The following is a 26,498-nucleotide window of genomic DNA, read 5'->3' on the forward strand; positions in this document are numbered from 1 at the left end:
CGCCCGCCCGCCTCGATCTACGGCGGCCTCGAAGCCAAAGTGCTGGACACCCCGCGCTCGGTCACCCAGATAAACGCCGGGCAACTGGCCAACGACCCGATCCGCAGCTCCGACGACCTGGTCAAGTACGCCCCCGGCATCACCCGCGGCGGTGGTCAGAACGCCGGTATTGCCCCGCAGATGCGCGGGCAGAACACCGAGGTGTTCCAGGATGGCCAGCGCGCCTACGGGGTGCGCCACCCGGCCAACTTCAACGCCTACGAAGGCGCCGACATCGTCGCCGGGCCGTCGTCGGTGACCTACGGTTCGGTCAGCGGCAGTGGCGGCTACGTCAACTACCTGAGCAAGAAGCCTGACTTCAACCGTTTCCGCACCAAGCTCAGCGGCGAAATCGGCAGCTGGATCCCCGATGGCGAATCACGCGATGCTACCAAGTTCAGCATCGACAACACCGGCCCGCTGACGGACAACCTGGCTTACCGGGTGAGCATCACCCGCCAGCGCCAGGAAGACTTCTACGACAACGTCGAGAACAACTTCGACGCCTTCTACGGTGCCCTCGCCTGGCGCAACGACAACCTTCGGGTCGACTGGAACGCCGCCTACGACGACTACTACGACTACAACATCACTCACGGCTGGAACCGCGCCACCCAGGACCTGGTCGACCACGGCAAGTACTACGCCGGCCGCGCCACACCGGTCATCCAGAACGGCAACACCCTGTGGTCACCGGTGCTGTCATCCGGTGCAGCAGACGCCCAGGTACTGGGCTGGGTGCAGCGCGAGCGCAATGCCCAGGGCCAGTACCAGGTGGTCAACGGCAGCTTCCAGGGCGCGTCGCCCAACACCCAGGCCAACCCCGGCAGCCTGCGTGGCTGGGTCTATGACCCATCGCTGGCGGGCAACGGCCTGACCTCCTTATCGTCACAAACCGGCCAGCGCGCGCAGGACGAAAACCGTTCGCGGCGCTTTACCACGCAGCTGCGCGTCGAAGGCGACCTGACCCCGTCGATCACCTTGGCCAACAGCACCTTCTACCAGCACTCCACCGACACCACCGATGCCGTCGGGGCGTTCCAGGTACAGGGCAAGGACGACATCTTCGACAACCGCTTCGAATTCCGCGCCCGTGGCCAATTTCAGCTGGGCGACCTGACCCTGATCGACGACAGCAACACCGGGCTGATCTACCGCCGCGAGCGCAATGAGTCGATCGCCGCCAACAACAGCTTCGGCAGCACCATCAACGCCTATGACCTGACCCTTGACCCGACCTTGAAGAACCCCGCCGACCTGCTCGGCCTGAGCGGCCGCAACCCCGCCGGTGGCAACGCTGCCTGGATCGGCCAACCCGGCGTGCCGCAATTTTCCAACTACTACGGCTGGCTCAACCTGCCCGCCATGTACACGGCCGGGCATGGCCTGTATGCCGAATCGGTGGCGCCCTACACCGCCGACAGCACCTGGACCACCAAGACCCTGTTCAGCCAGCACAACCTGCGCTTGGGCGAACGCGTGGGCCTGAACGTGGGTGCCAGCCGCAGTTGGATCGACGCCCGTATCGAAAACCCCTTTGTGCTACCCGGCGGCAACCCGCGCAAGGACTCGGACAATTACCGGCTATTCTCGGTGCAGGTCAGCCCCTATTTCAAACCCACGGAAAACAGCACGCTGTATTACACCTTCGACCGCTCGCTGGCGGTGAATACCGGTTTCTTCACCAACGGCCTGGGCTGGGGCAGCGGCACGGGGGCCAACCAGCTCAACCCGCTGGCCTTCGAGAGCCTGAGCGTGTTGCATGAGGTCGGGTTGAAAGTGGAGGCTGTGCCCGACCAGCTGTTCTTCACCCTGGCTGCCTACAAACAGGCGCGCGACCAGTCGCCGGACAGCAACAACAACATTGCCCGGCTGATCGTCAAAGGCTGGGAAGCGACCCTGCGCTACCAGGACCTGCACCTGCGCGGCGGCCTCAACCTCAGCCGCATCAGCGCCTACAACGAGTTCACCAGCCAGGCCGGGTTCGCCTCGGCCGGCTTCATCCCCGACAACGGCACCGTGTTCGGCGACAACAACAGCCTCAACCAGCGCCCGTCCGGCAAGTTCGATGCGGTGCAGATCCCCGAATACAACGCCGGCGGGTATGTCGACTACCGCTTCGACTCAGGGTTTGGCGTCGAGCTTTCTGGCTGGTGGACCAGCAGTTGGTACCTGAACCTGAGCAAGACGGTGAAAGTGCCGGACGAATACAACCTCGACCTTGCCGTGTACTACCGCCAGCCGCAGTGGGGCGTGACGGTGCGCATGCTCAACGTCACCGACGAGCTGAATTTCGTCAGTGGCCTGGCTGGCTCCACCAACACCTTCCTGCAACCGATGCCGGGCCGCACGCTGCTGGCCCAGGTCGATTACCAGTTCTGATCATCCTCAACCTGAAAGGCCTCAGCCATGTCCATTGAATTTGTCGGCATGATCTTCCCCCGCCAGTGGTCCGAGACCCGTGGCGTACGCACACCAGACTTCGACCTGCCATTCATCCGTCACCACGCCCGCGCCCATGAGCATGCCGGTTTCGACCGGGTGCTGATCGCCAGCGGCCCGGGCAGCGCCGACAGCCTGCAGATAGCCGCCTATGCTGCCGCGCACACCGAACGCCTGGGTTTCATGATTGCCCACCGCCCGGCTCTGACCGCGCCGACGGTGGCCGCACGGGCATTCGCCACCCTCGACCACACCACCGGCGGCGGGCGCATCCGCCTGCATGCGATCACCGGTATCACCGCCGAGCCGCAGGAGGGGGACAGCCTGCTGGACAAGACCGAGCGCTACCGGCGTGCCGACGAATACCTGGAGATAGTCCGTCGCACCTGGACGGCCGAGGAGCCGTTCGACTTCGAGGGCCGCTACTTCAATATCAAGGGTGCCTTTTCACCGGTGAAGCCGCTGCAGCCGCCGCATATCCCGATTTCCTTCGGAGGCTCGTCCGACATCGCCTACCAGATCGCCGTCAAGCATGCGGATCTGTATGCCCTGTGGGGTGAGCCGCTGAGCGGCGTCGCCGAACAGATCGGCAAACTCAAGGCTGCCGCCAACGCCGCAGGCGTAGCGGCGCCGAGGGTCAGCCTGTCGGTACGGCTGATCCTGGGCGCCACCGAGGAGCAAGCCTGGCAGCGTGCCGAGCAGATCCTCGCGCAGATCAAGGCCAACCCGCAATTTGCGGCCGACAGCCCTTGGCAGAAACGCATCAAGGGCACCGGTTCCGAACGCCTGATGGCCGCCGCCGCCCGTGCCGACCGACATGATCGGGCGTTGTGGATGCCGACGGCGACTGCGGTGGGTGCCTATGGCGATACCACCGCGCTGGTGGGCACACCGGAGACCGTGGCCCAGGCGTTGCTCGATTATGTCGACCTTGGGGTGACCACCTTTCTCAACCGGGGCTATGACCCGCTGTATGACACGGTGGATTACGGGCGCTGGGTGATTCCAGCGGTGCGCGAGGAGGTGCAGCGGCGCCAGGCCCGGTTTGTGGGGTGAAGGTGGGGGGTATGGCTTTGGGGTGCATCTGGATTGCCGGGTGCATGCCTTGGGGTGTTTGCCGCCTGTGAGACCGAGCGCCGCCCGCGCGGCGCATCGCGACGCAAGGCCGCTCCCACATCTGTTTCGGGCCAGTTATACCTGTACCAATGCGCGCGACCGCCTTGTTGGCCCGTCTCGATATTGAGGTGGGCGCCAAGGGGACGCGCGCCCATGTCACAGGAATAATTGGCCCGAAACAGATGTGGGAGCGGCCTTGCGTCGCGATGCGCCGCGCGGGCGGCGCTCGATCTCACAGGCACCGCACAACCCAAGGCATACATCTAGAGGCCAACACGCAACCTGGGCGAATGCTCCACCAGCGTGCGGGTATAAGCATCAACCGGCCGCCCCAGAACCTGATCGGCAATACCCTGCTCCACCACCCGCCCCCGGCGCAACACCAGCACGCGGTCGGCAATCGCCCGCACCACCCCAAGGTCATGGGTGACGAACAACAAGGTCAGCCCCTCCCCCTGCAATCGCTGCAGCAAGGCCAGTATCGATGCCTGCACCGACACATCCAGCGCGGAAGTGATCTCGTCACACACCAGCAGCTTCGGCTCGCAGATCAACGCCCGGGCAATCGCCACACGCTGGCGTTCACCACCGGACAAGCTATGCGGGTACAAACCGGCCACGCGCGCCGGCAGCGACACCCGTTCCAGCACGGCCTCGACCCGCTGACGCGCTTCCCCACCACGTACCCCGAAAAAGTGCGCCAAAGGCGCGCTGAGCGTTTGCCCGATCGTCTGCCTAGGGTTCAAGGCTCGATAGGGGTTCTGGAACACATACTGGATCTGGTGACGCAGCCGGGCATCACGTTCGCGCGCGGCAAAGGCCAAAGGCTCGCCAGCGTAACTGAGTTGCCCCTGAACGTTTTCGCCCAGCCCGGCAATGGCCCTGGCCAGGCTGGTCTTGCCCGAACCCGACTCGCCCACCAGCGCCAGGCACTCTCCTTGGCCCACCCGCAGGGAAACATCGAACAGCACCTGCCGATCGTAAGCGACATCCAGCCCGCAGACCTCCAGCAACACCGCTTTGCCCGGCGCAGCAGCGGCCTCGGCAGCCACCTCACCCATGGGCAGCGGCTCTCGGTGCGGCACCAGGCAGGCCACCCGATGCCAGCCGTCATGCGCCAGCAAAGACGGCTCGATCACTGAACACTCTGCACGACGCCTGCTGCAACGCGGCGCAAACGCACAACCATCCGGGCGCTGCCCCGGTGCCGGTGCATGCCCGGCAATCGCCTGCAACGGCTGGCGGCGGGCGATGTCGGGAATGGCCGCGAGCAAGGCGCGGGTGTAGGGATGCAGCGGTGCGCGGAACAACGCTTCGCGCCCGGCCACTTCCACCAGCCGCCCGGCGTACATCACCATCACCCGGTCGACCAGGTCGCGCACCACCGCCAGGTCATGGGTGACGTACAGCGCCGCCACACCTTGGTCACGGCACAGGCGCTTGAGGGTCTGCAGCACATGGGCCTGGGTGGTAACGTCCAGTGCGGTGGTGGGCTCGTCGAGTACGATCAGCTTTGGCCGCAAGACGAACGCCAACGCCAGCATCACCCGCTGTTGCTGCCCGCCAGACAGTTGATGCGCAAACCGTCGCAGGAAGGCGTCGTCATCGGGCAGCCCCACATCCAGCAGGGTTTGGCCGATGCGCTGGCGCACCACTTCACGCGACAGCGCAGGCTGGTGCGCCAACAGGGTTTCACGCAGCAAGGCCCCCAGGCGCAGCGCAGGGTTCAGCGCCGTGGCCGGGTCCTGGGCCACGTAGCCGACCAGCCCGCCACGGGCCAGGCGCAAGGCCTCACCTTCGAGCTCGAGCAGCGACTGCCCGGCCACCACCACTTGCCCGCCCACAATGCGCGCACCCTGCCGGGCATGGCGCAGCAACGCCGTGGCCAGGGTGGTCTTGCCCGAGCCGGATTCGCCCACCAGGCCAACAATTTCGCCTGCTGCAAGGCTGAACGACACCTCGGCCAGCACATCGACCTGCCCGGCCAGCTCTACCCGCAGGTCGCTGACCTGCAACACTTCACTTGCCACATTCAACAGCGCGCTCATGGCTGCTTCTCCCCAATCCTTGCACTGGCCCGGCCAATCCCTTCGGCCAGTATGTTGGTGCCATAGGCAAACACCCCGATCAGCAATGCAGGTGCCAGCACGGCCCAGGGCTGCACCAGCAGGCCGGCCTGGTTTTCGTTGATCATCAAACCCCAGTCGGCCGCCGGCGGTGCCACCCCATAGCCCAGAAAACTCAAGCCGGACAGCATCCCCACCGCCCAAGTCAGCATGTTGCCGAAGTGCACCAGCAGGGGCGTGAGGATGTTCGGCAGGATTTCATGAAAGAGGATGCGCCAACGCGGGTAACCCATCATCTGCGCCGCCTCGACGTACTCTTGCCCGGCCACCGCCACGGCACTGCCACGGGCCAGACGGACCACCCCCGGGGTAAAGGCGATGGCCACGGTCAGCACGATCAGCCAAGGTGCACGGCCGAGCATGGACACGATCAGCAGCACCAGGATCAGGTCCGGAAACGCTAGCGATACGTCCGCCGCCCAGCTGATCGCCTGGTCCAGGCGCCTGCGCGAGAACCCGGCCAACAGGCCCAGGCTGCCGCCAACCAGCAATGCGAGGGTGGCTGCTGCCACCGACATCCACAGCACCGACAGGCCGCCGCTGAGCAACCGCGAGAGCAGGTCGTGGCCCAGAAAATCGTGCCCCAGCGGTGCCCCGGCAGCCGGGGGGCCGTACACCGGCCCGACCATCGCCGTGGGCGCATGAGGTGCCAGCCAGGGGCCGAAAGCGGCCAGCAGCGCCACCAGCAAGGTGATCACGGCGCCACGCCGCACCTGCGGGTCGGCCAGCCAACGGGATTCAATCATGGGTCGCCTCCTGGGCAGGGGTGCTGCGCGCGCGTCGCCACCAGGGCCGAATGCCGCGCCGGATACGGCGGATCATCCGCACCCGGCGCGCCGTGCGCAGCTTGGGGGTGAGCAATACGGTCAGCAGGTCGGCCAGCAGGTTGATCAGCACCACCGCCAGGGTAATGACCAGCACCACGCCCTGGATCATCGGCAGGTCGCGCATCTGGATCGCCGCGTTCAATGCAGTGCCGATGCCCGGGTAGCTGAAGATCACCTCGGCCAGCAGCGCGCCGCCGACCAGTGTGCGCAGGGTCAGTGCCACGCCCTGGATCGCCGGGGTCAGGGCATTGGGCAACGTGTGCCGCCAGACGATGCGCCGCTCGGGGACACCCCGCAGGCGCGCGGCGATCACATACTCGGACTCCAGCGCCTCGATCATCGAGGCCCGCACCATGCGCGTGAGGTACGGCAGCGCCGTCAGGCTCAGGGCCAGCACCGGCAGCACCAGCGACGGCCACTGCCGCCACAACGGCAACTGCGGGTCGAGGATCGACACCGCCGGCAGCCAGCCCATGCCCGGCATGGAAAACAGCAGCACCAGGCCGATGGCCAGCAAAAAGCCCGGCGTGGCCTTGAGCAGAATCAGCGCCGACAGCCCCCAGCGGTCCAGCCGGCTGTCACGCCGCAGGGCCAGGCTCACCCCCAGCAGCAGGGCCACCGGCACCACCAGCGCCAACACCCCGATCAGCAGGGCCAAGGTATGGCCCAAGCGGCCGAACAGCAGCTGCGCCACCGGTACCTGTGAGTCCAGCGAAATACCTAGGTCCCCGCGCAACGCTGCGCCCAGCCAGCGCAGGTACTGCACCAGAATCGGCTGGTCGAGGCCCAGTTGCCGTTGCAGGGTGAGGATGCTTTCCAGCGGCGCATCCGGGCCGAGGATCACCCGCGCAGGGTCCGAAGGCAGTGCCTGGGTGGCGATGAACACCACCAGGCTGATCACCCAGGCCGTGAGCAGCCCGTAACCGAGGCGGCCGATGAACCAGGCCAGCCAGGCCGGCGTGCGTGGCGTGTGTCGAGGATCAGGCATTGGGGTTCAACCAGAGTTCGTCAAAGCGCCAGGAGGCGAAGGTGGTCTGTTCCGGGGCAAGCCCGCCAACCTTGGCGGACGCCGCATCGAGCACGTCGGAAAAGCCCCAGATCAGCAACCCGCCACGTTCGTGCTGGATGGCCTGGGCTTCGTGGACCAAGGCCGTGCGCCGCACCAGGTCGGGTTGGGCCAGGGCCTGCTGGAACAGTTCGGTAAAGCGCGGATCGTGGAAGTTGCTGCGGTTGTAGATGGCCTGCGGGGCATCGTTGTGCAACGCCGAGGCAAGAAAGCCGCGCGCCGGGGTCGAGCCCGGCGACAGCTGCCATTGCTCGCGTTGCGGGCCGTTGAAGACCGAGCCGTCCACTTGATTGACCTTCACCTGCACCCCGGCCTTCAGGGCCTGCTGGGCAAACACCAGCGCGGCGTTGACGCCAGGCCCTGGCGTGGTGGTCAGTTCCACCCGCAAATCGTCCTGCCCCGCCTGGCGCAGCAGCGAGCGGGCCTGGTCCAGGTCGTATGGGCGCTGGGCAATGGCGTGGTTGTAGGTGGGGTCGTGGGGCGAATACAGGTCGTTGGCCACCCGTCCAAAGCCATTGAGCCCGCGTGCCACCAGTTCCTGGCGGTCGGCCAGCAGGCGAAATGCCTGGCGTACCCGTACGTCCTGGAACGGCGCCTTGGCCAGGTTCAGATTAAAGCCGGTGAACGAGGTGCTCGGTGAGGCATACAGGCGCAGCCGTGGGTCGGCCTTGAGCAACGCGCTGTGCTCGGCCTGCACACCACTGGCCACGTCGATCTGCCCGGCACGCAGCGCTGCGGCCCGCGACACCTGGTCCTTGAATTCGATGATTTCCAGCTCGTCCGCATAGGGGCGGTTAGGCTTGTAGTAGTTTTCAAAACGGGTGTAGAGCGAGCGCTGGCCAGGTATGAAGCTTTTCAGCCGGTATGGCCCCGCGCCCACCGGGTTGGTCACCGGGTGGTAGTCGGTGGGCACGATGCCGCCGAAGCTGATCAGCGTTTCATCCAGCGGGTAGAAGCTTTGCCCCTGCTTGAAACGTATTTCGACAGTGCGCTCGTCCAGCTTGCGCAGGGCCTGCCGATCGATAGCGCCGACCAGCCCGGCGAAGGGCGAGGCCAGTTGCGGGTCGGTCAGGCGCAGGATGGAAAACAGCATGTCGTCGGCGGTGATGCTTTTACCGTGGTGAAACTCCAGCCCAGGCTTCAGGCGGATGGTCCAGGCGCTGGCATCGGCATTCGGCTCGGCGAACTCGGCCAGTGCCAGGCGTGTGCTGACGTCGGCGTTCCATTCCCAGAACTTGGCGTACAGCGCCCAGCCACGGATGATGCCCCCGCCCACCGGCTTGTGCGCATCAAGGTTGCCGGCCTGGTCGCCATCGATAATGCCCACCCGCAAGCGCCCACCGCGCACCGGCGTGCCCGGCAGCGCCGCACTGGCGGCTGCCGGCGCGCCGCTGTCGCAGCCACTGAGCAGCCCGCCGCCGAGCAGCAGGCTGCCGCCAACGGCCAGGCTGTTGCCGAGAAACACCCGGCGCGAAAACAGCTCGCTCATCACCCTCTCCTTACGCCGGTTGCGCCACGCCGGGCTTGCTGACTGCGCCCAGGCGCGGCACCTCGAAGCCATGGTCCAGGTCCAGCAGCGGGAACAGCAGGTCTGCCACCCGGTGCGCCTCATCGATCAGCGGGAAGCCCGACAGGATGAATGCCGACGTGCCCTGGGCCTCGTATTCACGGATGCGCTCGGCGACCTGTTCGGCGCTGCCGACCAGGTAAGTGCCGGCGGCAGGGCCGAGGATGTTGAAGCCGAACAGGCTGGGGCCCAACCAGACGTTGGGGTAGATCTCCAGCTCGCGGGCCGTGGGCAGGCGCCCGGCGCGGATGCTGTCGAGGTTGCGCTGGATGCGCGGGTCGTCGCTGACGTAGCTGTCGAAGGTTTGCCCGGCAGGCAACTGGCGTTCGATGGCCGCGCGCGCGGTGGCCAGCGAGGTGCGCTGCAACAGGCGCTCTGCATGGGCCCAGGCCTCTTCCTCGGTTTCGCGCACGATCACTTGCAGGCGGGTGCCGTAGGTCAGTTCGCGGCCGATCTTCGCCGCCTCGGCTGCCACCCGGCGGAACTTGTCGCCGAGCTTTTGCGGGGTGTCGGCGAAGCTCAGGTAGACATCGAGCAGTTGCACCGAATGGGCCACGCCCGGTGCCGACGTGCCGGCGCCCCACAGCGGGATGCCGGGCTTTTGCCTGGGTGGGTGCCAACCACCCAGCGGGTGATGGGCTGCGGCGGGCGAACGGGGTGACAGCTTGACGTAGCGGCCGTCGTAACCCGCCGTTTCGCCCGCGTAGAAGCTTTGGAAGGCGCGCCAGTATTCCAGGCTGAAGTCGTAGCGTTCGTCGTGCGGGTAATGCACGCCCAATGTGGCCAGGCCGGCGTCATTGCCGTTGACCACGTTGAACAGCAGGCGACCGTTGGAGAACTGGTCGAAGGTGAGCGCCCATTTGGCCAACACCGCTGGCGACAACTCGCCTGGGTGCTGGGCGACCAGAAAGCGCAGGCGCTTGGTGGCGTCGATCAGCGCTGCCGACACGGCCAGGCTTTCGTTGGGGCTGGAGCCGAGCAGCGAACCGTAGTAGCCCAGGCGGTCGGCGGCGATAGCCAGTTGCTTGAGGTGTTCGAAATCGGTGTGCCAGCGGCCTTCGGGCTCCCAGGGATAGGGGCCGTCGGGGGTGGTGAGGTACCAGAGGATTTTTACTGCCATGGGCTGGGTCCTTTTCAGATGAGGTGTTTGAGGGCAGGCCTCTGGGGCTGCTGCGCAGCCCTATCGCGACGCAAGGCCGCTCCCACATTGGTCGGCGTACGCAGGCCCTTGTGGGAGCGGCCTTGTGTCGCGACAGGGGCGCAAAGCGCCCCCAGCGATCGCATCAGTTGCGTCGATCGATGCCTGGCACCAGGCCCAGTTCGGTCGCACGGTCATACAACCCGCTCATCTTCCACTGCTGGGTCAGCACCCCCGGCCCGTAAGGCCGCGACCCGCCCAGGGCATCGGCCAGCAACTGGATCTGCGCCCCCTCCTCCAGCAACAGGATGAACTCCGCCGTGGCCCGCAGCCCCTGCTTGCCCCACACCGTGGAGCCGCCGTTGGCTTCCAGAATGGCCAGGTTGAACGGGTTCTCGGCGATCTTGTCGAGGATGAAGTCCACCTCAGCCTGGCGCCGGTCGATGTATACCGGCAGCTCGCGGGCCAGCTGGTAGCGCTGTACCGGCACGTAATGGAACGGCAAGGTGCGGTGGGTTTGCGCCCAGGCACCCAGGTACGGGCTGTGCACGTGCGACACGGTGGAGACATCGGCGTGGGTCTGGAACAGCTTGGTATAACGCCCAAGGCCGCCTTTGCCCTTGCCGACGATGACGTTGCCGGTAAAGTCGGTGACGGTGGCCTGCAGCGGCTTGCGGTGGTTCCACGGCCCGCCGTAGTTCACCGACACCAGCAGCTCTTCACCCGGCACTCGCTCGATGAAGCCGACCGTGCCATTGGCGGTGATGGTGTTGGTTTCGCGAAATACGCTGAAGGCCGCTTCGGCTTCGGCCACTACCTGGTCGATGAAGGCTTGCAGTTCGGCAGTGACGGGGCGTTCGTTGATCAGTACGGTCATGTTCAATCTCCAGTCAGGTCAGGCGCGGCGCTGGGCCAGCAGTTCATGGGCAGCTTGCAGAGGCCGCGGGTCGACCCAGTCGGCGATGTCGAAATCGGCTTCAAGGAAGCCGTGCAGGTACAGGAAGTCTTTTTGTGTGCCGAGGAAGGCCAGGCGCTGTGCGGACAGGTCCGGCGCCAGCGTGGTGTGGAAGTCACCGCGGTAGGCCTCGGCCACGCCCTGGCTGCCCGCACGGGTTTCTTCTTCGAGAATGCGGTTGAGCGCGTCGCGGTTGCCGGCTGCCCACTCAGCGGCACGCAAGGTCTGGGCAAGGAAGCGCACCACCAGGTCGAAATGGTTGTCGAGCAGGCGTTGATGCACGGTGATCGGCCGCGGGGTGCCGTTGTTGATGCGGTGGCGTGGGTCGGGCAGCAGGTCGAGGTCGACGCCGACCACCAGGCCCAGCCGGCGTGCGGCATCGGCGGCGGCCGCGCCTTTCACGTACACGGCATCGACTTCACCGCGCGCCAGGTATTCCAGCCCCGACCATAGCCGCTGCAAGCCCAGCTCCGGGGTGGCGGCACTGGCCTGGTCGAGCAGGGCCACTTCCACCAGTTGCACGTCATCCAGGTGCAGGCCTGCCGAGGCCAGGGCGCCTTTGTAACCGTGAAGGCTCATGGCCCGGGCAATGCTGCCCGGCCGGCTGTCGCCCCAGGCCGGCAGCGCCAGGCGTTTGCCGTGCAGGTCGGCGGCGCTGCGGATGCCGGAATCCGGGCGGACCAGGATGGTTTGCCATTCCTCGATCCAGGTCAGGCCGATCAGCCGGCTGGGCGAGCCGGCCGCACGCGCCGCCAGCGCCGGCACGTTGCCGCCTTCGCGAAACAGCCCAGGCAGTTGGTGATCGTAGTGGTGATGGCCAAGCTGACGGGCCTCCTGCAGGGTCGAGACAGGCAAGCCATCGGCGGCGAACTCTTGCTCCAGCCAGCCGAGCTTGTAGGCCAGCCCTGAGGCGGTAGGCACCGGGCAGCGGGTGAACCAGATGCGTTCCAGGGCGGAGGGGTCGCCTGCCAAACGTTTTGCTGTGGGGGTTGCGAAGGTCATGGGGGGCTCCTTGGGCGTCGTGCAAGCACCATTGCAGTGTGCGTGCCAACCGCTGGAGGCCTTGATTTACCTGGGATTGGTTGTTTCGCCAGGTGGTTGGGTGCTTGGCTGGGAGCAGGATTGCGGGCGGGGTGCTGCCAGATCAGCAACATGACTGCTGCTGAGGCAGCAAAATGCTGTGGAAGCCGCGCAGGATGCGGTCTGAGGAGGGGTGGCAAAGATATTGCTCAGGAGGTTGGGACCGCAGCCTCTGTGGGAGCGGGCAAGCCCGCGAAACAGGCGCACTGGCCCTTCAGACAATTCGAGACCCCTCCATGAGTGCCATAGAACCTTCCCCTGCCCGCCGCCTCACCAGCGAAACGGAAGCCATCGAAACCGCCCGCCAGGTCGCCGCGCAAATCGCCGAACTGGCCGCCGACCCGCGCAACAACGGCCAGCTCCCCCACCGCCAGGCCGAGCTGTTGTCCAGCAGCGGCCTGACCGCCATCGCTGTGCCCGCCCAGTTCGGCGGCCTCGGTGCCTCGGTGCAGACCGTGGTCGAAACCGTGCGCCTGGTCTCCACTGCCGACGGCGGTGTCGGCCAGTTGCTGCAAATTCACAACGTGATGCTGCGCGGCATTTTTACCGGCTACCCCGATGAAGTACGCGACCGGCTGATTGCCGACGTGCTCGCCGGCAAGCGCTTCGGCAACGCCCTGGCCGAAGTCGGCGGCAAGAACAAATTCGCGCTCAAGACCCGCGTCGAGCGCCGCGCCGATGGCCAGTGGGTACTCAACGGCAGCAAGTTCTACTCCACAGGCTCCTACCTGGCCGAGTGGATCTCGCTGACCGCCGCCAGCGAAGACGGCGGCGTCGGCGTGCTGCTGCACCGCGATACCCCCGGGCTGACCCTGATCGATGACTGGCAAGCCTTCGGCCAGCAGAACTCGGTAAGCGGTACGGTGAACTTCGACAACATCGTGCTCGACGAGCGCTACCTGACCCGCCGCAGCGGGCCGATGAAGCGCACTGGCCTGACCTTCCCGCAGATCCTCCACGCCGCCATCGACACCGGCATCGCCGCTGGCGCCTTGCAGGCCGCTGTCGAGTACCTGCGCGAGCATGCCCGGGCCTGGGTGGAGAGCGGCGTCGAGCTCGCCAGTGACGAGCCGCATGTCATTCGCCAGATCGGTGAGTATGCCGTGGCACTGCGCGGCGCCGAGTCGGTGCTGCGCGAAGCGGCGCGGGTGTTCGACGAACACGAGCGCGACCCGGAGAACAAGGCGTTGCAGGATGAGCTGATCTTGTCGGTAGCTACCGCCCGTGCGCATTCCGATGCTGCATCACTGAAGATTTCCAGTGACTTGTTCTCGTTGCTGGGGGCCAGCGCTTCGCTGAGCAAGTGGAACCTCGACCGCTTCTGGCGCAATGCCCGGGTGCACACCACCCACGACCCGATCCGCTGGCGGCTGCACAACGTGGGCAACTACTACCTGAACGGGGCAGACCCGGGGGAGTACACGGCGGTGCTCAATGCCAAGGAGAGCCAGGGCGCTACCCGCCGTTGAATCCATTTGGGGCCGGGGGGCGCGTCGCGCCCCATTCGCGGCACAAGGCCGCCCCTACAAGGGCGGCGTCGCATTCTGATCGAGCATCAACATGAACCACCCGCTTCTTCGGGCATTGGCCATCTACCGCGAAATGCCTTGGCGCTTTGCTCTGGTCGCTGCCTTGTACATTGCCGGCAACCTCGGCCTTGCCTGGCAGCAGTGGCTGATCGGCCATGCGGTCGATGATGTCAGCGCCGGCCGCGCCGTGCTGCGCCTGGCCGACGGCAGCCTGGACGCCAGCGTGGCCTGGCACTGGTTGTGGCTGCTGCTGGCCATCGCCCTGGGCCGCGGCCTGCTGCAATACGCCGCCGCCGTGCTGTCGCTGGTGCTCAGCCAGGCCCTGCTCACGCGCCTGCGGGAACGCATCCTCAGCCAGGTGCAGCGCTTGCATCTGGGCTATCACTGGCAGCACGGCATGGGCGAATTGGTCACCCGCACCACCCGCGATGCCGACAAAGTGCGCGACGCGCTGATCACTTTCTGGCGGCAGATCATCGAAACCCCGCTGGTGGTGATCGTCGCGGTGGGCCTGCTGAGTTGGTACGACCCGCTGCTGGGGCTGGTACCACTGCTGCTGACCGGCGCCGGGCTATGGCTGTTCGTGGTGCAGACCGATCGCCTGGTCACCCTCGACCGTGCCGTGGGCGCCGCCTATGACCAGGTCAGCCAGGACCTGGCCGAAGGCATCGGTGGCGTGCGGGTAATCAAGGCGTTTGGCCTGGAACAGCAGCGCATTGCCCGCTTCGCCCGACAGGTCGAGGTGTTCGCCGGCCATGCCCGCGCCGCCCTGGCCTACGCCAGTTCCCGCATTCCGCTGCCGCAGGCGGTGGTGGCGCTGGGGCATGTGTGGATCCTGGTGTACGGCGCCCATCGCGTGGCGGCCGGCGCGCTGGGCATCGGTGAGCTGGTCACTTCGCTGCTGGTGGCCACCACGCTGGTGTTCCGCATCGAAGGCATTGGCCGGGTGATGCAGACTTTCGCCGATGCCCGCGCCAGTGCCGAACGCATCTGGCAGCTGCTGGACGAACACCCGGCCATCGTCGGCGGCCATGCCACCCTGCCCGAAGGGCCGTTGGGGCTGAAGCTGAACCAGGTGCAAGTCCGTGCAGCAGAAGCTGGCCGGCCTATCCTGCAAGATTGCTCGCTGACCCTGCTGCCCGGTGAGGTGGTGGCGCTGGTCGGCGCCACAGGCACGGGTAAAAGCCTGCTGGCCAGCCTGCTGCCACGTTTGGCCGATGTACAGCACGGCAGCGTCCAGGTCGGCAGCGATACTGCAGGTTGGCACGACGTGCGTGACCTCGACCTGGCCGACCTGCGCCGCCGCGTGCAAGTGCTGCCCCAGGAGAGCTTTCTGTTCTCCGACAGCCTGGCGGCCAACCTGCGCCTGGCGGCAGCGCAAGCCAGCGACGCCCAGTTGCGTGAAGGTATGCGCCTGGCCGCCGCTGAGGACGTGCTGGAACGCCTGCCCCACGGCCTCGACACGCCGCTGGGCGACCGCGGCGTGACCCTGTCCGGCGGCCAGCGCCAGCGCCTGTGCCTGGCCCGCGCGCTGCTCGGCGCGCCGGACATCCTCTGCCTCGACGACGCCACCAGCGCCCTGGATGCCCTGGGCGAACGCCAGGTGCTGCACAACATCCGCCGCCTGCACAGCGCCAGCGGCCAAGGCCCGACCTTGCTGCTGATCACCAGTCGCCTCTCCACCCTGCTGCTGGCCGACCGCGTGCTGATGCTGGAAAACGGCCGCATCACTGCCAACGGCAGCCATGCCGAGCTGTGCACGAACAACGCCCATTACCGCGACTTGCTGGGGATCGACCATGACTGATGCGCAGCACACCCCCGCCAGCGATATCGACATCGAACAACGCCTGGCCCGCCAGGCGCTGGACCGGGGCATGTTCCACCGTTTGCTGCCGCTGTTGCAGCCCATTCGCGGGCAGATCCTTGCCGTGATCGGCATCGAGCTGCTGCTGGTATTTACCGTGTTCCTGCGCCCGTGGTTCGTGCGGGAGCTGCTGGACAAGGGCCTGGTGCCCAGCGCCGACCACTGGCTGCTCGACGAGCGCCTGGTGCTGTGGCTGGGCCTGGGGCTGGCCGCGAGCTGGCTGGGGCGCTTTCTGCTGGCCGGGGTGTCGCAGTTCATTGCCGGGCGCGCAGCGATCGGCGTGCTCAACGCCTTACGGGTGAAAGTGTTCGCCCATGTGCAGGCGCTGTCGGTGAGCTACTTCGACCAGACCCGTGCCGGGCGCATCATTTCCCGTGCCGACCGGGACGTGGATGCGCTGGAGCCCTTGCTGGTGCAGGGCCCGCCCGAGCTGCTCGGCGCCTTGCTGCGCTGCGGCCTGGCAGCGGTAATGCTGTGGCGCATCGACCCCAGCTTCTTCTACAGCCTGGCTGCCACGGTACCGCTGCTGGTCGTGGCCACCTGGCGCTTCAAACGGGTTTCGCAGCGCAATTGGGCCAAGGTGGCCGAGCAGCGCAGCCGCTTCACCGCACACCTGGTGGAAAGTGTGAGCGGAGTGCGGCTGATCCAACAGTGCGGGCAAGAGCAGACCAACCAGGCACGTTACCGACGCCTGCTGGAAGACTTCAACAAGGCGCTGATCCGCGGCAGCCTGCGCGCCGGCTGGTTCGCCCCGTTTACCGCATTGCTCAGCACCGCCGGCATGGCCGTACTGTTGCTGGTGGGTGCTCATGGCCTGGCCGAGGGCAAGGTCAGCGTGGGCCAGGTGGCCGAGAGCCTGTTCTACGTGTTCCTGTTCCTTGGGCCGCTGCAAGAGCTGTCAGACCTGTTCGAGCGCTACGCCACCGGCAGCGCTTCAGCCCAGCGCATTTTCCTGCTGCTCGACACCCGCCCACAAGTGCTCGACCCGCCAGCGCCACACGCCCTGACCCGCGCGCGCGGCCAGGTGGACTTCGACGCGGTCGGCTTTGCCTATACCCCTAACAGCTCGCGCCCGGTGATCGACGGGCTCGACCTGCACATCCGCGCCGGTGAAGTGCTGGCCATCGTCGGCCCCTCCGGGCATGGCAAGAGCACCCTGGTGCAGTTACTGACGCGCTTCTACGAAGTGCAGCACGGCGCCGTGAAGCTGGACGGCATCGACCTGCGTGCGCTGGCCCAGCATGACTTGCGGCGCAACGTGGGCGTGGTGCTGCAGGACAACGTGCTGTTCAGCGGCAGCATCCTCGACAACCTGCGCCTGGCCGCGCCATCTGCCGACGATGCACAACTGGTGGCCGCAGCCCGTGAGCTGGGTGCCGACGAGGTGCTGGAGCGCCTGCCGCAGCGCTACGAAACCGAAGTCGGCCCGCTGGGCGCGCACCTGAGCCATGGCCAGCGCCAGCTGGTGTGCCTGGTGCGGGCCTACCTGGCCGACCCGGCGGTGCTGGTGCTGGACGAAGCCACCTCGGCAGTGGACGTGCACACCGAGCGACGTATCCAGCGCGCGCTGCGCAGGCTGTGCCAGGGGCGCACGGCCATCATCATCGCCCACCGCCTGGCGACCATTCGCGATGCCGACCGGATTGCCGTGATCCGGCACGGAAAGGTGGTGGAGCAAGGGCCGCATACCGAGTTGATCGGTCGTAGTGGGGCGTATGCGGCGCTGTACCAAGCGTATCTGCGCAGCGCCGGGGAGGTGATGTCGCAGGCGTAGGGCTTGGGGGTTGCAGCGCCTGGACGATCGAGCGCCGCCCGCGCGGCGCATCGCGAGCTGCGCTCGCTCCTACGTTTGTTTCGGGCCAATTATTCCTGCGAGATCTGCGCGCGAACGCCTTGGGGCATGGCTCGATATCGCGGCGTACAAACAGGGCGGTCGCGCGCGCCTGCAACAGGATTGAATGGCCCGAAACAAACGCAGGAGCGAGCGCAGCTCGCGATGCGCCGCGCGGGCGGCGCTCGATCGCTCAAGCACCCCATCAGTCCCGCCCTACACCCGGCAGCCCCGATGCTGCTACCCCAGCATCCATTGCTGCCGCACTGCTGCCACAGCAGCAGCCCTCTCCCCGTCTACTCCTCAAACCCCCGCCCTACAGGCCACGCGCCACGCATGGCACAGCCGTTGCACCACCGTCCCCATCCGCACAACCTCCCCCTTCAGGAGCCCCCATGACCACCGAATTCTTCTGGCGCCTGCCCTTGGGCACCGATGGCCCACAGCTGTCCACCGACCGCCACAACCGCGGCAACCCCGCGCACCGCCCCGGCAACATCGCCCCCGGCCGCCTGCCCGATGGCCAGGCCGATGATTTCACCTACATCGACTACATCGCCCAAGTGGCCAAGGCCGCCGAGCTGGCCGGGTTCGAAGGTGCGTTGCTGCCCACCGGCCCGGAGCCGTGGATAGCCGCCGCCGCGCTGGCCCGCGAAACCCGGCGCATCCGCTTCCTGATCGCCTTCCAGGCCACCTGGACCCTGCCCGCCTACGCCGCCCAGCAGGCGGCAATCCTGCAGAACCTCAGCGGTGGCCGGCTGGACTGGAACATCATCACCGGCGGCAACCCGACCAGCCAACGGGCCAATGGCGACTTCCTGGAGCATGACTTGCGCTACAAGCGCACCGGCGAATTCCTCGACGTGATCCAGGGCCTTTGGACACAGGAAAAGTTCTCCTACGAAGGCGATATCTACCGCCTGGAGAACGGCAGCCTGCCGCCGGGCCTGCAACACGAACGCAAACCGGGCGTGTACTTCTCCGGGTTTTCCGATGCCGCACTGGACGTGGCCGCGCGCCACGCCGATGTGTACCTGAATTGGGCCGAGCCCATCGATAAGCTCAAGCCGCATATCGAACGCGTGCGCGAGTTGGCCGACAAGCAGGGCCGCACCGTGCGTTTCGGCCTGCGTGTCGACCTGTTCGCCCGCGAGACCGAAGAACAAGCCTGGCGCGAGCTGCGCCAGCAGTTCGAGCGCCTGGAAGGCAAGGCCAGCGCCAGCGCCAAGGGCTTTGTGACCGGCTCGGACTCTGTCGGCGGTGCACGCCAGGCGGCCTATCACCAAGGCTTGCAGGGCTTCGACGAACTGATCCTGGCGCGCAACCTGTGGGCCGGCTTCGCCAAGGCCAAGCCCGGCCCCACCGTGGGCCTGGTGGGCAGCCATCAAAATATCGCCGAACGCCTGGCTGAATACCGCGATGCCGGTTTCAGCACTTTCATTCTCGCCGCCAACCCACACCTGGAAGAGGCCTTGCGCATCGGCCAGGAAGTGTTGCCACTGGTGCAGCAGGCCGCCACCACCACACCGTTGCAGGCCAGTGCCTGAACCCGACCGGAGCTGAACATGAGCCAACCCCTCGATACCTTGTGGTACACCCGCTGTCCGGTGCCCACCGGCCTGGGCATTGCCGTGCAGCAAGGCTGGCTGCAGGAAGACCTGGCCGGCCTCGGCACCCGGGTACAGTCCCTGCGCGAGGCCGACCAGCAGGCAGTGCGCGAATCGCACTTCGACCACAGCCTGCTCAATTCGGTACGCCACGGCGGTAGCATCCCGGCCATCTGGGCCCGCGCCCAGGGTCGCGACACCCGCGTGATCGGCCTGTCGTGGGCCGATGAAGCGCAGTTGATCCTGACCCGGCCAGACAGCGGCATCCACACCGTAAAAGACCTCAAGGGCCGCCGCTTCGGCCTGCCCGACTGGGCCGCCGCACAGATCGATTTCACCCGCGCGCAAGCCCTGCGCGGGCTGGAAAACGCCCTCAAGCTGGCAGGCTTGCAAGTGGGCGACGTGGACCTGGTCAACTACCGCTACGACGGCACATTCAGCGACCGCCCGGTGCGCAACGTGGCCGGCACGCCGGTGTCCAGCACCCAGAGCGAAGGCCGCAACCTGGAGCTGGCCGGCCTGCTGCGCGGCGAGGTCGATGCAATCTTCCTCAAGGGCGCCAGCGCCGTGCAACTGGCCCACGCCTTTGCCCTGCACACGGTGATCGACACCGGCAGCCACCCCGACCCGCTGATCCGCAGCAACAATGGCACGCCACGCACCCTGGCGGTAGACAGCCACCTGCTGGCGCAGCACCCGCAAGTGGTGCGCACCCTACTCGGCTCGGTGCTGCGCGCCGAACGCTGGGCCCACCAACACCCCGACGAAACCCGCCGCTACCTGGCGCGGGAAACCAACAGCAGCGAGTACTGGGTGCAAGTGGCTTACGGCGCTGACGCCCACCTGCGCCTGAGCACGCGCCTGGACGAGCAGGCCATCGATGCCTTGCAGGACTTTGTCGAGTTTCTCAAGCGCTGGCGCTTCATCCCGGCGCGCTTCGAGGTGCGCGACTGGATTACTCGCCAACCACTGGACCAACTGCTGGCCCCCCTCCAAATGGACAGGAAACCCGTTACCCCATGACCAAGCCCCTGGAAACGCTCTGGTACACCCACAGCCCCGTGCCCACCGGCCTCGGCATCGCCGTGCAGTCGGGGCGCCTGGCCGAGGCCTTTACGCCGTTTGGCACCAATATCCAGTCGCTGCGCGAATCCAGCGAACGCGAGGTGCGCGAAGCCCACTACGACCATCACCTGCAGAACTCGGTGCGCCACGGCGGTAACATCCCGGCAATCTGGGCCTACGCCAGCGGCGTCGAGACCCGCGTGCTGGGGCTGTCGTGGAGTGATGAGGTGCAGTTGATCCTCACCACCGAAGAAAGCGGCGTACGCAGCATTCGCGACCTGAAGAACCGCCGTTTCGGCATACCCAAGTGGGCCAACGTACAGATCGACTTCACCCGTGCCCAGGCCCTGCGCGGGCTGGAAAACGCCCTGAAGCTCGAAGGCCTGGCGGTGGCCGATGTGGAGCTGGTCGACTACCCCTACGGCGGCACCTACAGCGACGATGCCAAGCAGCACCTATACGGCGCCGAAGTGAGCCTGGACACCAGCCGCTTCAGCCGCCGCAACAATGAGCTGATCGGCCTGCTGCGGGGCGACATCGACGCCATCTTCCTGAAGGGTGCGCATGCGGTGCACCTGGCCCATGAGTTCGGCCTGCGCGTGGTGGTCGACACCGGCAGCCACCCGGACCCGTTGATCCGCAGTAACAACGGCACCCCGCGCACGCTGACCGTGGACCGGCACTTGCTGGAAAACCACTTCGATGCCAGCCGCACGCTGGTCGACACCGTGCTACGCACCGAGCAATGGGCCTGGGCCAACCCGGAAGAGACCCGGCGCTTTCTGGCGCGCGAACTGAACACCAGCGAGTACTGGGTGGCGGCCGCCTATGGCGACGATGCGCACCGGCGCTTGCGTACTACCCTGGACAGCCGCTCGATCGAGGCGCTGCAGGACTTTACCGAGTTCCTGTTCAGGTGGGGGTTCATTCCACGGCGTTTCGATGTGCGCGAGTGGATTGATTTTCGTGTGCTTGAAAGCGTGATCGGGTCGACTTCGCGGTTGGCGGTTTGAGATTTTTGGGGCCGCTTTGCGGCCCATCGCGACGCAAGGCCGCTCCTACAGGGGCCTGACTTACGCTGATCAAATGTAGGAGCGGCCTTGTGCCGCGAAAGGGCCGCAAAGCGGCCCCAACAATCTCAGCCCCGCCACTGCTGCCCCAGCAGCACCCGCCCAGCACCCCACTGCTGCCCAATCTGCAACACCCTCTCAAAACCCAAATAAAATCTCTAAATTTCAATGACTTAACAACATGGCACAGTCCCTGCTCTAGCTCTCCCCAACAACGCTTTACATACGGGGAGATCCACCATGCACCAGCTCAATCCACTCGCCCGCCAGATCAGCCTCGCGCTGCTGCTGGCCGGTACCGGCAGCCAGGCCATCGCCGCCAACGAAGACACTAAAAACGAACCGGCCCTGGAAACCGTCACCGTCACCGCCCAACACCGCGAACAGACCTTGCAGGAAGTACCGGTAGCCGTATCGGCCATCAAAGGCACCAGCATCACCGCCGATGGCGTGCGCTCGATGGGCGACATCACCACCTTCGTGCCCAACGCCTCGGCCAAGAACCCCGACGGCGACGGCCGCCCGCGTTGGTATATCCGCGGCCTGGGCACCGGCGACACCGGCGCGGCTACGGTCTTCCCGGTGGGCATCTACGCCGATGACGTCTACCTCAACGCCCCCATTGCCGGCGGCGGGCCGCTGTTCGACCTGGAGCGCATCGAAATACTGCGTGGGCCACAGGGCACCCTGTATGGCAAGAACACCACTGCCGGTGCAGTGAACGTGATCTCGAAGAAGCCCACCTTCGACACCGACGGTTATGGCACCGTCGGCTTTGGCAGCAAGAACGAACGCATCGTCACCGGCGCCATCGGCGGCGCGCTGGTGGACGAAAAGCTGGCCGGGCGAGTGGCGCTGTATTCCGAGGAGCGTGACGGCTTCCAGAACAACGACTTCGACGGCAACACCTATGGCGATGTGAACAAGAAAGCCATCCGCCTGCAGTTCCTGGCCCAGCTCAACCCCGACCTGGACGCCCTGCTCAAGGTGCACAGCCGCCAGTTCAAGGGCGACGGCAGCAATGGTTCGCTGCCCGTGGGCCGCTACTACAACGTCGGCTACGAACGCCCGCATGGCCGCGACATCTCGCTGAACGTCAACGAAGACTACCGCCTGGACCACGACGGCGCCTCGCTGACGTTCAACTACTACCTGGGCGACTACACGCTGACCTCGATCAGCGCCTACGACTACATCCGCAACCGCTCCACCAGCGACGCCGACTACACCCCCTACGAGGTCAACGGCGCGTCGATCACCGACAACAGCTACCGCCAATGGTCGCAAGAGTTTCGCCTGGCCTCGCCGGAAGACCGCCCGCTGCACTGGCTGCTGGGTGCGCACTACTTCCACGAAGACCTCGACAGCTCGGCACAGCGGGTAGTAACCCCTGGGCCGACGCCCAACGGTACCGGCTCGAACCAGGTGGGCACCACGGCGTTCCGCGACATGGGCTTCGATCACCGCACCGACAGCTACGCGCTGTTCGGCAACCTGACCTACGACTTCACCGATGATTTCAGCGTCACCGGCGGCCTGCGCTGGACCCAGGAGAAAAAGGACATCGACCTGGATTTGGTGCAATTGACCCGCGCCACCGCCAACGGCCCGCTGATCCCGCTGGGTGGCGTGGGCACCAACGGCAATCGCCAGGAAGACAAGACCTGGGAAGCCTGGACCTACGACCTCACGCCCGAGTACCGCATCAACGACAACCTGCGGGTGTTCTTCCGCTACGCCCACGGCTTCCGCTCGGGCGGCTTCAACACCGGGCTGTCGACCAGCCTGGCGCAGCTGACCACGGTCGACCCGGAAGAGCTGGATGCCTACGAGCTGGGGCTGAAGTCGGAGTGGTTCGACCGCCGCCTGACCGTCAACGCCAACCTCTTCTACTACGACTACTCCGACATCCAGGTGAACCTGCTGACGGTGAACAACGGCGTGCTCACCACCGCACTGACCAACGGCGCCAAGGGCAAGGTCAAGGGTGCGGAGCTGGAGATCGAAGGCCAGCCGACCGAGCGCCTGCACCTGCGCGCGGCGGTGTCGTTCCTTGACACCGAATACACCGACTTCAAGAACACCAACCCCACCACTGGCGCGGTAACCGGCGATTACAGCGGCAACAGCTTCGTGCGTTCGCCGCGCAACGTGGTGTCGCTTGGAGCCGACTACACCATTCCTTTGGAAGTGGGCGGCAAGCTGGTGGCAGGGGGCGATGTGAGCTTCCGTGACAAGGAGTGCTTCCTGGCCGACCGCCAGAGCAGTGCCGACGAAACCCTCAGCCAGCCGCACTACACGTTGGCCAACGCCCGCCTGAGCTGGTTCAGCCACGACGACAAGCTGAGCGTGACCGGTTTCGTCAACAACCTCACCGACCGCCGCTACCAGGTGCACGGCCGGCCCAACGGTACCGCCGGGCAGTACGTGATCACCTACGGCGACCCGCGCACCGTCGGGCTCAGCGTTACCAGCCGGTTCTAGGTTGCCCTTTCGGGCCTATCGCCGGCAAGCCAGCTCCCACAGGTACAACACAGGGCCTGAAACTTGTGGGGAGCTGTGGGAGCTGGCTTGCCGGCGATAGGGCCAGCACTGCCAATACATCATTCAGCAGGAACACCCCATGCCCCACCACACTCCCTTGGCCAGCGCCATCGCTTTGGCCATCGCCGGCCTCGCCGCGCCCGCATTCGCTGCCGAACCCGCCGACCGCCTCGACACCGTGGTCGTGGTCGGCACCCACCGCAGCGACGTCACCGCCCTGCAAAGCGCCGCCCCGGTCGATGTGCTGAGCGGTGAAAAACTCCAGGAAACCGGCGCCAGCGACCTGTCCGCAGCACTCACCGCGCTTTCGCCCTCGTTCAGCTTCCCGCAGTCGCCCCAGGGCGCCTTTGCCGGTTCCATCGCACAGGGCGCCTCGCTGCGCGGCCTGGCTTCGGACCAGGTGCTGGTGCTGGTCAACGGCAAGCGCCGCCACACCAGTGCCAACGTCACCCGCCAGGGCCTGGTCAACGCCCGTGGCGCGGCAGCCGTGGACCTTAGCCTGATCCCGCTGTCGGCCATCGAACGGGTGGAAATCCTGCGCGACGGCGCGGCCGCCCAGTACGGCTCGGACGCCATTGCCGGGGTGATCAACATCGTGCTCAAGGAGCGTGACGAGGGTGGGAACGCCGGCTACCGCTTCGGCGGCTACAAGAAAGGCGACGGCCTGCAGCGCAAGCTCAGCGGCTGGAAGGGCTTTGCCTTGCCCAACGACGGCTTCCTGACCCTGGCCTTCGACGCCGGCAGCCAGGACCCCGCCAGCGACACCCGCGACGACAACCGCATCTTCTACCCCGGCTCCACCAGCATCGACACCGCGCGCGAGCAGAACAACCGCTACCGCAACTGGCGCTGGGGTTCGGGCAATGTCTCGGACCAGTACAACTTCACCGCCAACGCCGAAATGGGTTTGAGCGAGGGGCTGAGCGCCTATGGTTTCGCCACCTATGCGCACAAGAACACGGATGCCGAGAACTTCTTCGACCCGTCCACCACATTGCGCAACAACTACGGCAGCGTAGCCCTGGCGCGCTACCCGGACGGCCGCCTGCCGGTCACCCGCTACGGCCTGGAAGACTTTGCCGTCACCGGTGGCCTGCGCTTCGAGGATCAGGCCCTGGGCAAGTTCGACCTGGCGCTGAACTACGGCAATAACCGTGTCGATTCCACCGACCGCGACGCCATCAACCCCAGCTGGGGCAGCGCCAGCCCGTCGACCATCTACACCGGCCGCCGCGAAGCCGACCAGACCAACCTGACCCTGGACTGGACCCGCGACTTTGCCAACGACTGGCTGTTCAAGCCGCTGACCGTTTCCGCCGGGCTGGCCTGGCGCCAGGAAAACGACGACCTCAGCCAAGGCGACGCCGCCGGCTGGTCAAACGGGCCGCTGTTCAACACCATCGACCCTATCACCGGCAGGCGCATACCCGGTTACTACTCGGGCATCACCCAGGTCGACGCCGTGTCGCTGGACCGCCGCGTGATCGGTGCCTACTTCGATGTCGAAGCCCAGCTGACCGAAAAATTCCAGGCGGGCGTGGCGGTGCGCAGCGAGCATTATTCAGACTTTGGCGATACCACCAACGGCAAGCTGTCGCTGCGCTACGACTTCACCCCGCAGATTGCCGCGCGCGCCAGCGCCAGTACCGGCTACCGTGCGCCTTCGCTGGTGCAGAGCGGGCTGTCGTCGTTCAGTGTGCAGGTGGTGGAACAGCCGCCGGGCAGTGGCAACTGGGTCGAGGTGCAGCAGCGCACCCTGCGTGCCGACAGCCCGGAAGCGGCCCTGCTTGGCGGCAAGGCGCTGAAACCTGAAGAATCGACCAACTTCTCCGTGGGCCTGGTCTGGCGGCCATTGCCCAACGCCTCGGTCACACTCGACGCCTACCGTATCGACATCGACAACCGCATCACCCTGTCCGACCAATTGCCTGTATCGGTGGTGGGGCCGATCTTCGCCGGTACCCCTTACGCCAACATCCAGAGCGCGGCGTTCTACACCAACATTGCCGACACACGCACCGACGGCTTCGAGCTGGCCGGGCATTACCAGCTGGATGTGGGCCGTTGGGGCCGCGTCGACTTCAACGGCGGCTACGCGCGCAACAACACCCGTATAACCGGGCTGGATGATGTGGGCGGCATCCCCGGCAACCAGATCATCGGCCGCAACACCCAGGGGCTGATCGAGGATGGCACCCCCGAAGACAAGCTGACCCTCAGTGCCAACTGGCTGTATGACGGCTGGAGCGTCACCGTCGCCCAGCGCCGTTACGGTGAATGGAAGAACCGCAACGCTGCCAACCCCACGCTGGACCAGACCTTCAGCCCGCAGTGGGTGACCGACCTGGACGTGTCGTACCGCTTCGACCTGGGCCTGACCTTGTCGGCGGGCGCGATCAACCTGTTCGACAGCCACCCGGACAAAGCGAAGGGTGCGCAGCTGTACGGCGTGCCCAAGTACTCCATCACCAGCCCGGAAGGCGCGCAGGGGGCGTTCTACTACACCAGTGTGAGTTACGACTTCTAAGCTGAAAGCGCACTTTGTCCGGCATTCACGGCCCGTGTAGGAGCGGCCTTGCGTCGCGATGGGCTGCGAAGCGGCCCCACAGTTTCAGCTTCGCCGCTGGAA

17 protein-coding genes are annotated in these 26,498 nt (G+C 66.2%); 10 read left to right on the forward strand and 7 right to left on the reverse strand.

The window, feature by feature from the left end; genetic code table 11:
• On the forward strand, nucleotides 1-2,421 hold a 2,421-nt coding region (locus ACN6NG_RS18635), incomplete at its 5' end, for a TonB-dependent receptor plug domain-containing protein (RefSeq protein ID WP_474315439.1).
• Nucleotides 2,422-2,448: 27 nt separating this feature from the next.
• Complete coding sequence (locus tag ACN6NG_RS18640) at nucleotides 2,449-3,537, forward strand: LLM class flavin-dependent oxidoreductase (protein ID WP_353455143.1); 1,089 nt, start codon at nucleotides 2,449-2,451, stop codon at nucleotides 3,535-3,537.
• A gap of 323 nt (nucleotides 3,538-3,860) precedes the next feature.
• On the opposite strand, the gene ACN6NG_RS18645 is transcribed toward ACN6NG_RS18640, so the two are convergent.
• The 7 genes from ACN6NG_RS18645 to ACN6NG_RS18675 all read right to left on the reverse strand — a co-directional run bounded on the left by ACN6NG_RS18645 (nucleotide 3,861) and on the right by ACN6NG_RS18675 (nucleotide 12,278).
• Nucleotides 3,861-5,645, reverse strand: coding sequence for a dipeptide ABC transporter ATP-binding protein (locus tag ACN6NG_RS18645; protein ID WP_474315440.1), 1,785 nt, complete (start codon nucleotides 5,643-5,645; stop codon nucleotides 3,861-3,863).
• Nucleotides 5,642-6,469: an ABC transporter permease gene (locus ACN6NG_RS18650; RefSeq protein ID WP_132839754.1), complete on the reverse strand. Its 828-nt coding sequence runs from the start codon at nucleotides 6,467-6,469 to the stop codon at nucleotides 5,642-5,644. Before ACN6NG_RS18650 ends, ACN6NG_RS18645 begins: the two co-directional genes overlap by 4 nt.
• Nucleotides 6,462-7,538: an ABC transporter permease gene (locus tag ACN6NG_RS18655; protein ID WP_258656483.1), complete on the reverse strand. Its 1,077-nt coding sequence runs from the start codon at nucleotides 7,536-7,538 to the stop codon at nucleotides 6,462-6,464. Before ACN6NG_RS18655 ends, ACN6NG_RS18650 begins: the two co-directional genes overlap by 8 nt.
• The gene (locus tag ACN6NG_RS18660) at nucleotides 7,531-9,105 is read right to left on the reverse strand and encodes an ABC transporter substrate-binding protein (protein WP_258656482.1); all 1,575 of its coding nucleotides are present in this window, start codon (nucleotides 9,103-9,105) and stop codon (nucleotides 7,531-7,533) included. The genes ACN6NG_RS18655 and ACN6NG_RS18660 overlap by 8 nt, the downstream gene beginning before the upstream one ends.
• Before the next feature lie 10 nt (nucleotides 9,106-9,115).
• A complete protein-coding gene (locus ACN6NG_RS18665) occupies nucleotides 9,116-10,303 on the reverse strand; it encodes an LLM class flavin-dependent oxidoreductase (protein ID WP_063422876.1) in 1,188 nt (395 codons plus the stop codon).
• Between the two features lie 163 nt (nucleotides 10,304-10,466).
• Nucleotides 10,467-11,198: a class II aldolase/adducin family protein gene (locus ACN6NG_RS18670; protein ID WP_474315446.1), complete on the reverse strand. Its 732-nt coding sequence runs from the start codon at nucleotides 11,196-11,198 to the stop codon at nucleotides 10,467-10,469.
• Nucleotides 11,199-11,216: 18 nt separating this feature from the next.
• Nucleotides 11,217-12,278 (reverse strand): ABC transporter substrate-binding protein, encoded by a 1,062-nt coding sequence (locus tag ACN6NG_RS18675; RefSeq protein ID WP_474315449.1) that lies wholly within the window; start codon nucleotides 12,276-12,278, stop codon nucleotides 11,217-11,219.
• Between the two features lie 314 nt (nucleotides 12,279-12,592).
• Here ACN6NG_RS18675 and ACN6NG_RS18680 point away from each other — a divergent pair, with 314 nt between their 5' ends.
• The 8 genes from ACN6NG_RS18680 (at nucleotide 12,593) to ACN6NG_RS18715 (ending at nucleotide 26,396) form a co-directional block, all read left to right on the forward strand.
• A complete protein-coding gene (locus ACN6NG_RS18680) occupies nucleotides 12,593-13,825 on the forward strand; it encodes an acyl-CoA dehydrogenase family protein (RefSeq protein WP_474315451.1) in 1,233 nt (410 codons plus the stop codon).
• Between the two features lie 91 nt (nucleotides 13,826-13,916).
• On the forward strand, nucleotides 13,917-15,692 hold the full coding sequence (locus ACN6NG_RS18685; protein WP_474315454.1) for an ABC transporter ATP-binding protein: 1,776 nt from the start codon (nucleotides 13,917-13,919) through the stop codon (nucleotides 15,690-15,692).
• The gene (locus ACN6NG_RS18690; protein WP_279923691.1) at nucleotides 15,685-17,526 is read left to right on the forward strand and encodes an ABC transporter ATP-binding protein; all 1,842 of its coding nucleotides are present in this window, start codon (nucleotides 15,685-15,687) and stop codon (nucleotides 17,524-17,526) included. The genes ACN6NG_RS18685 and ACN6NG_RS18690 overlap by 8 nt, the downstream gene beginning before the upstream one ends.
• 452 nt (nucleotides 17,527-17,978) lie before the next feature.
• Nucleotides 17,979-19,130, forward strand: coding sequence for an LLM class flavin-dependent oxidoreductase (locus tag ACN6NG_RS18695; RefSeq protein WP_353455136.1), 1,152 nt, complete (start codon nucleotides 17,979-17,981; stop codon nucleotides 19,128-19,130).
• Between the two features lie 18 nt (nucleotides 19,131-19,148).
• On the forward strand, nucleotides 19,149-20,213 hold the full coding sequence (locus ACN6NG_RS18700) for an ABC transporter substrate-binding protein (RefSeq protein WP_197898669.1): 1,065 nt from the start codon (nucleotides 19,149-19,151) through the stop codon (nucleotides 20,211-20,213).
• A complete protein-coding gene (locus ACN6NG_RS18705; RefSeq protein ID WP_016486035.1) occupies nucleotides 20,210-21,268 on the forward strand; it encodes an ABC transporter substrate-binding protein in 1,059 nt (352 codons plus the stop codon). The genes ACN6NG_RS18700 and ACN6NG_RS18705 overlap by 4 nt, the downstream gene beginning before the upstream one ends.
• Nucleotides 21,269-21,565: 297 nt before the next feature.
• The gene (locus tag ACN6NG_RS18710; protein ID WP_474315458.1) at nucleotides 21,566-23,809 is read left to right on the forward strand and encodes a TonB-dependent receptor; all 2,244 of its coding nucleotides are present in this window, start codon (nucleotides 21,566-21,568) and stop codon (nucleotides 23,807-23,809) included.
• 139 nt (nucleotides 23,810-23,948) lie between these two features.
• On the forward strand, nucleotides 23,949-26,396 hold the full coding sequence (locus tag ACN6NG_RS18715) for a TonB-dependent receptor plug domain-containing protein (protein WP_474315460.1): 2,448 nt from the start codon (nucleotides 23,949-23,951) through the stop codon (nucleotides 26,394-26,396).
• Nucleotides 26,397-26,498: the final 102 nt, after the last annotated feature.

Source organism: Pseudomonas sp. TSO6 (genome assembly GCF_056098905.1).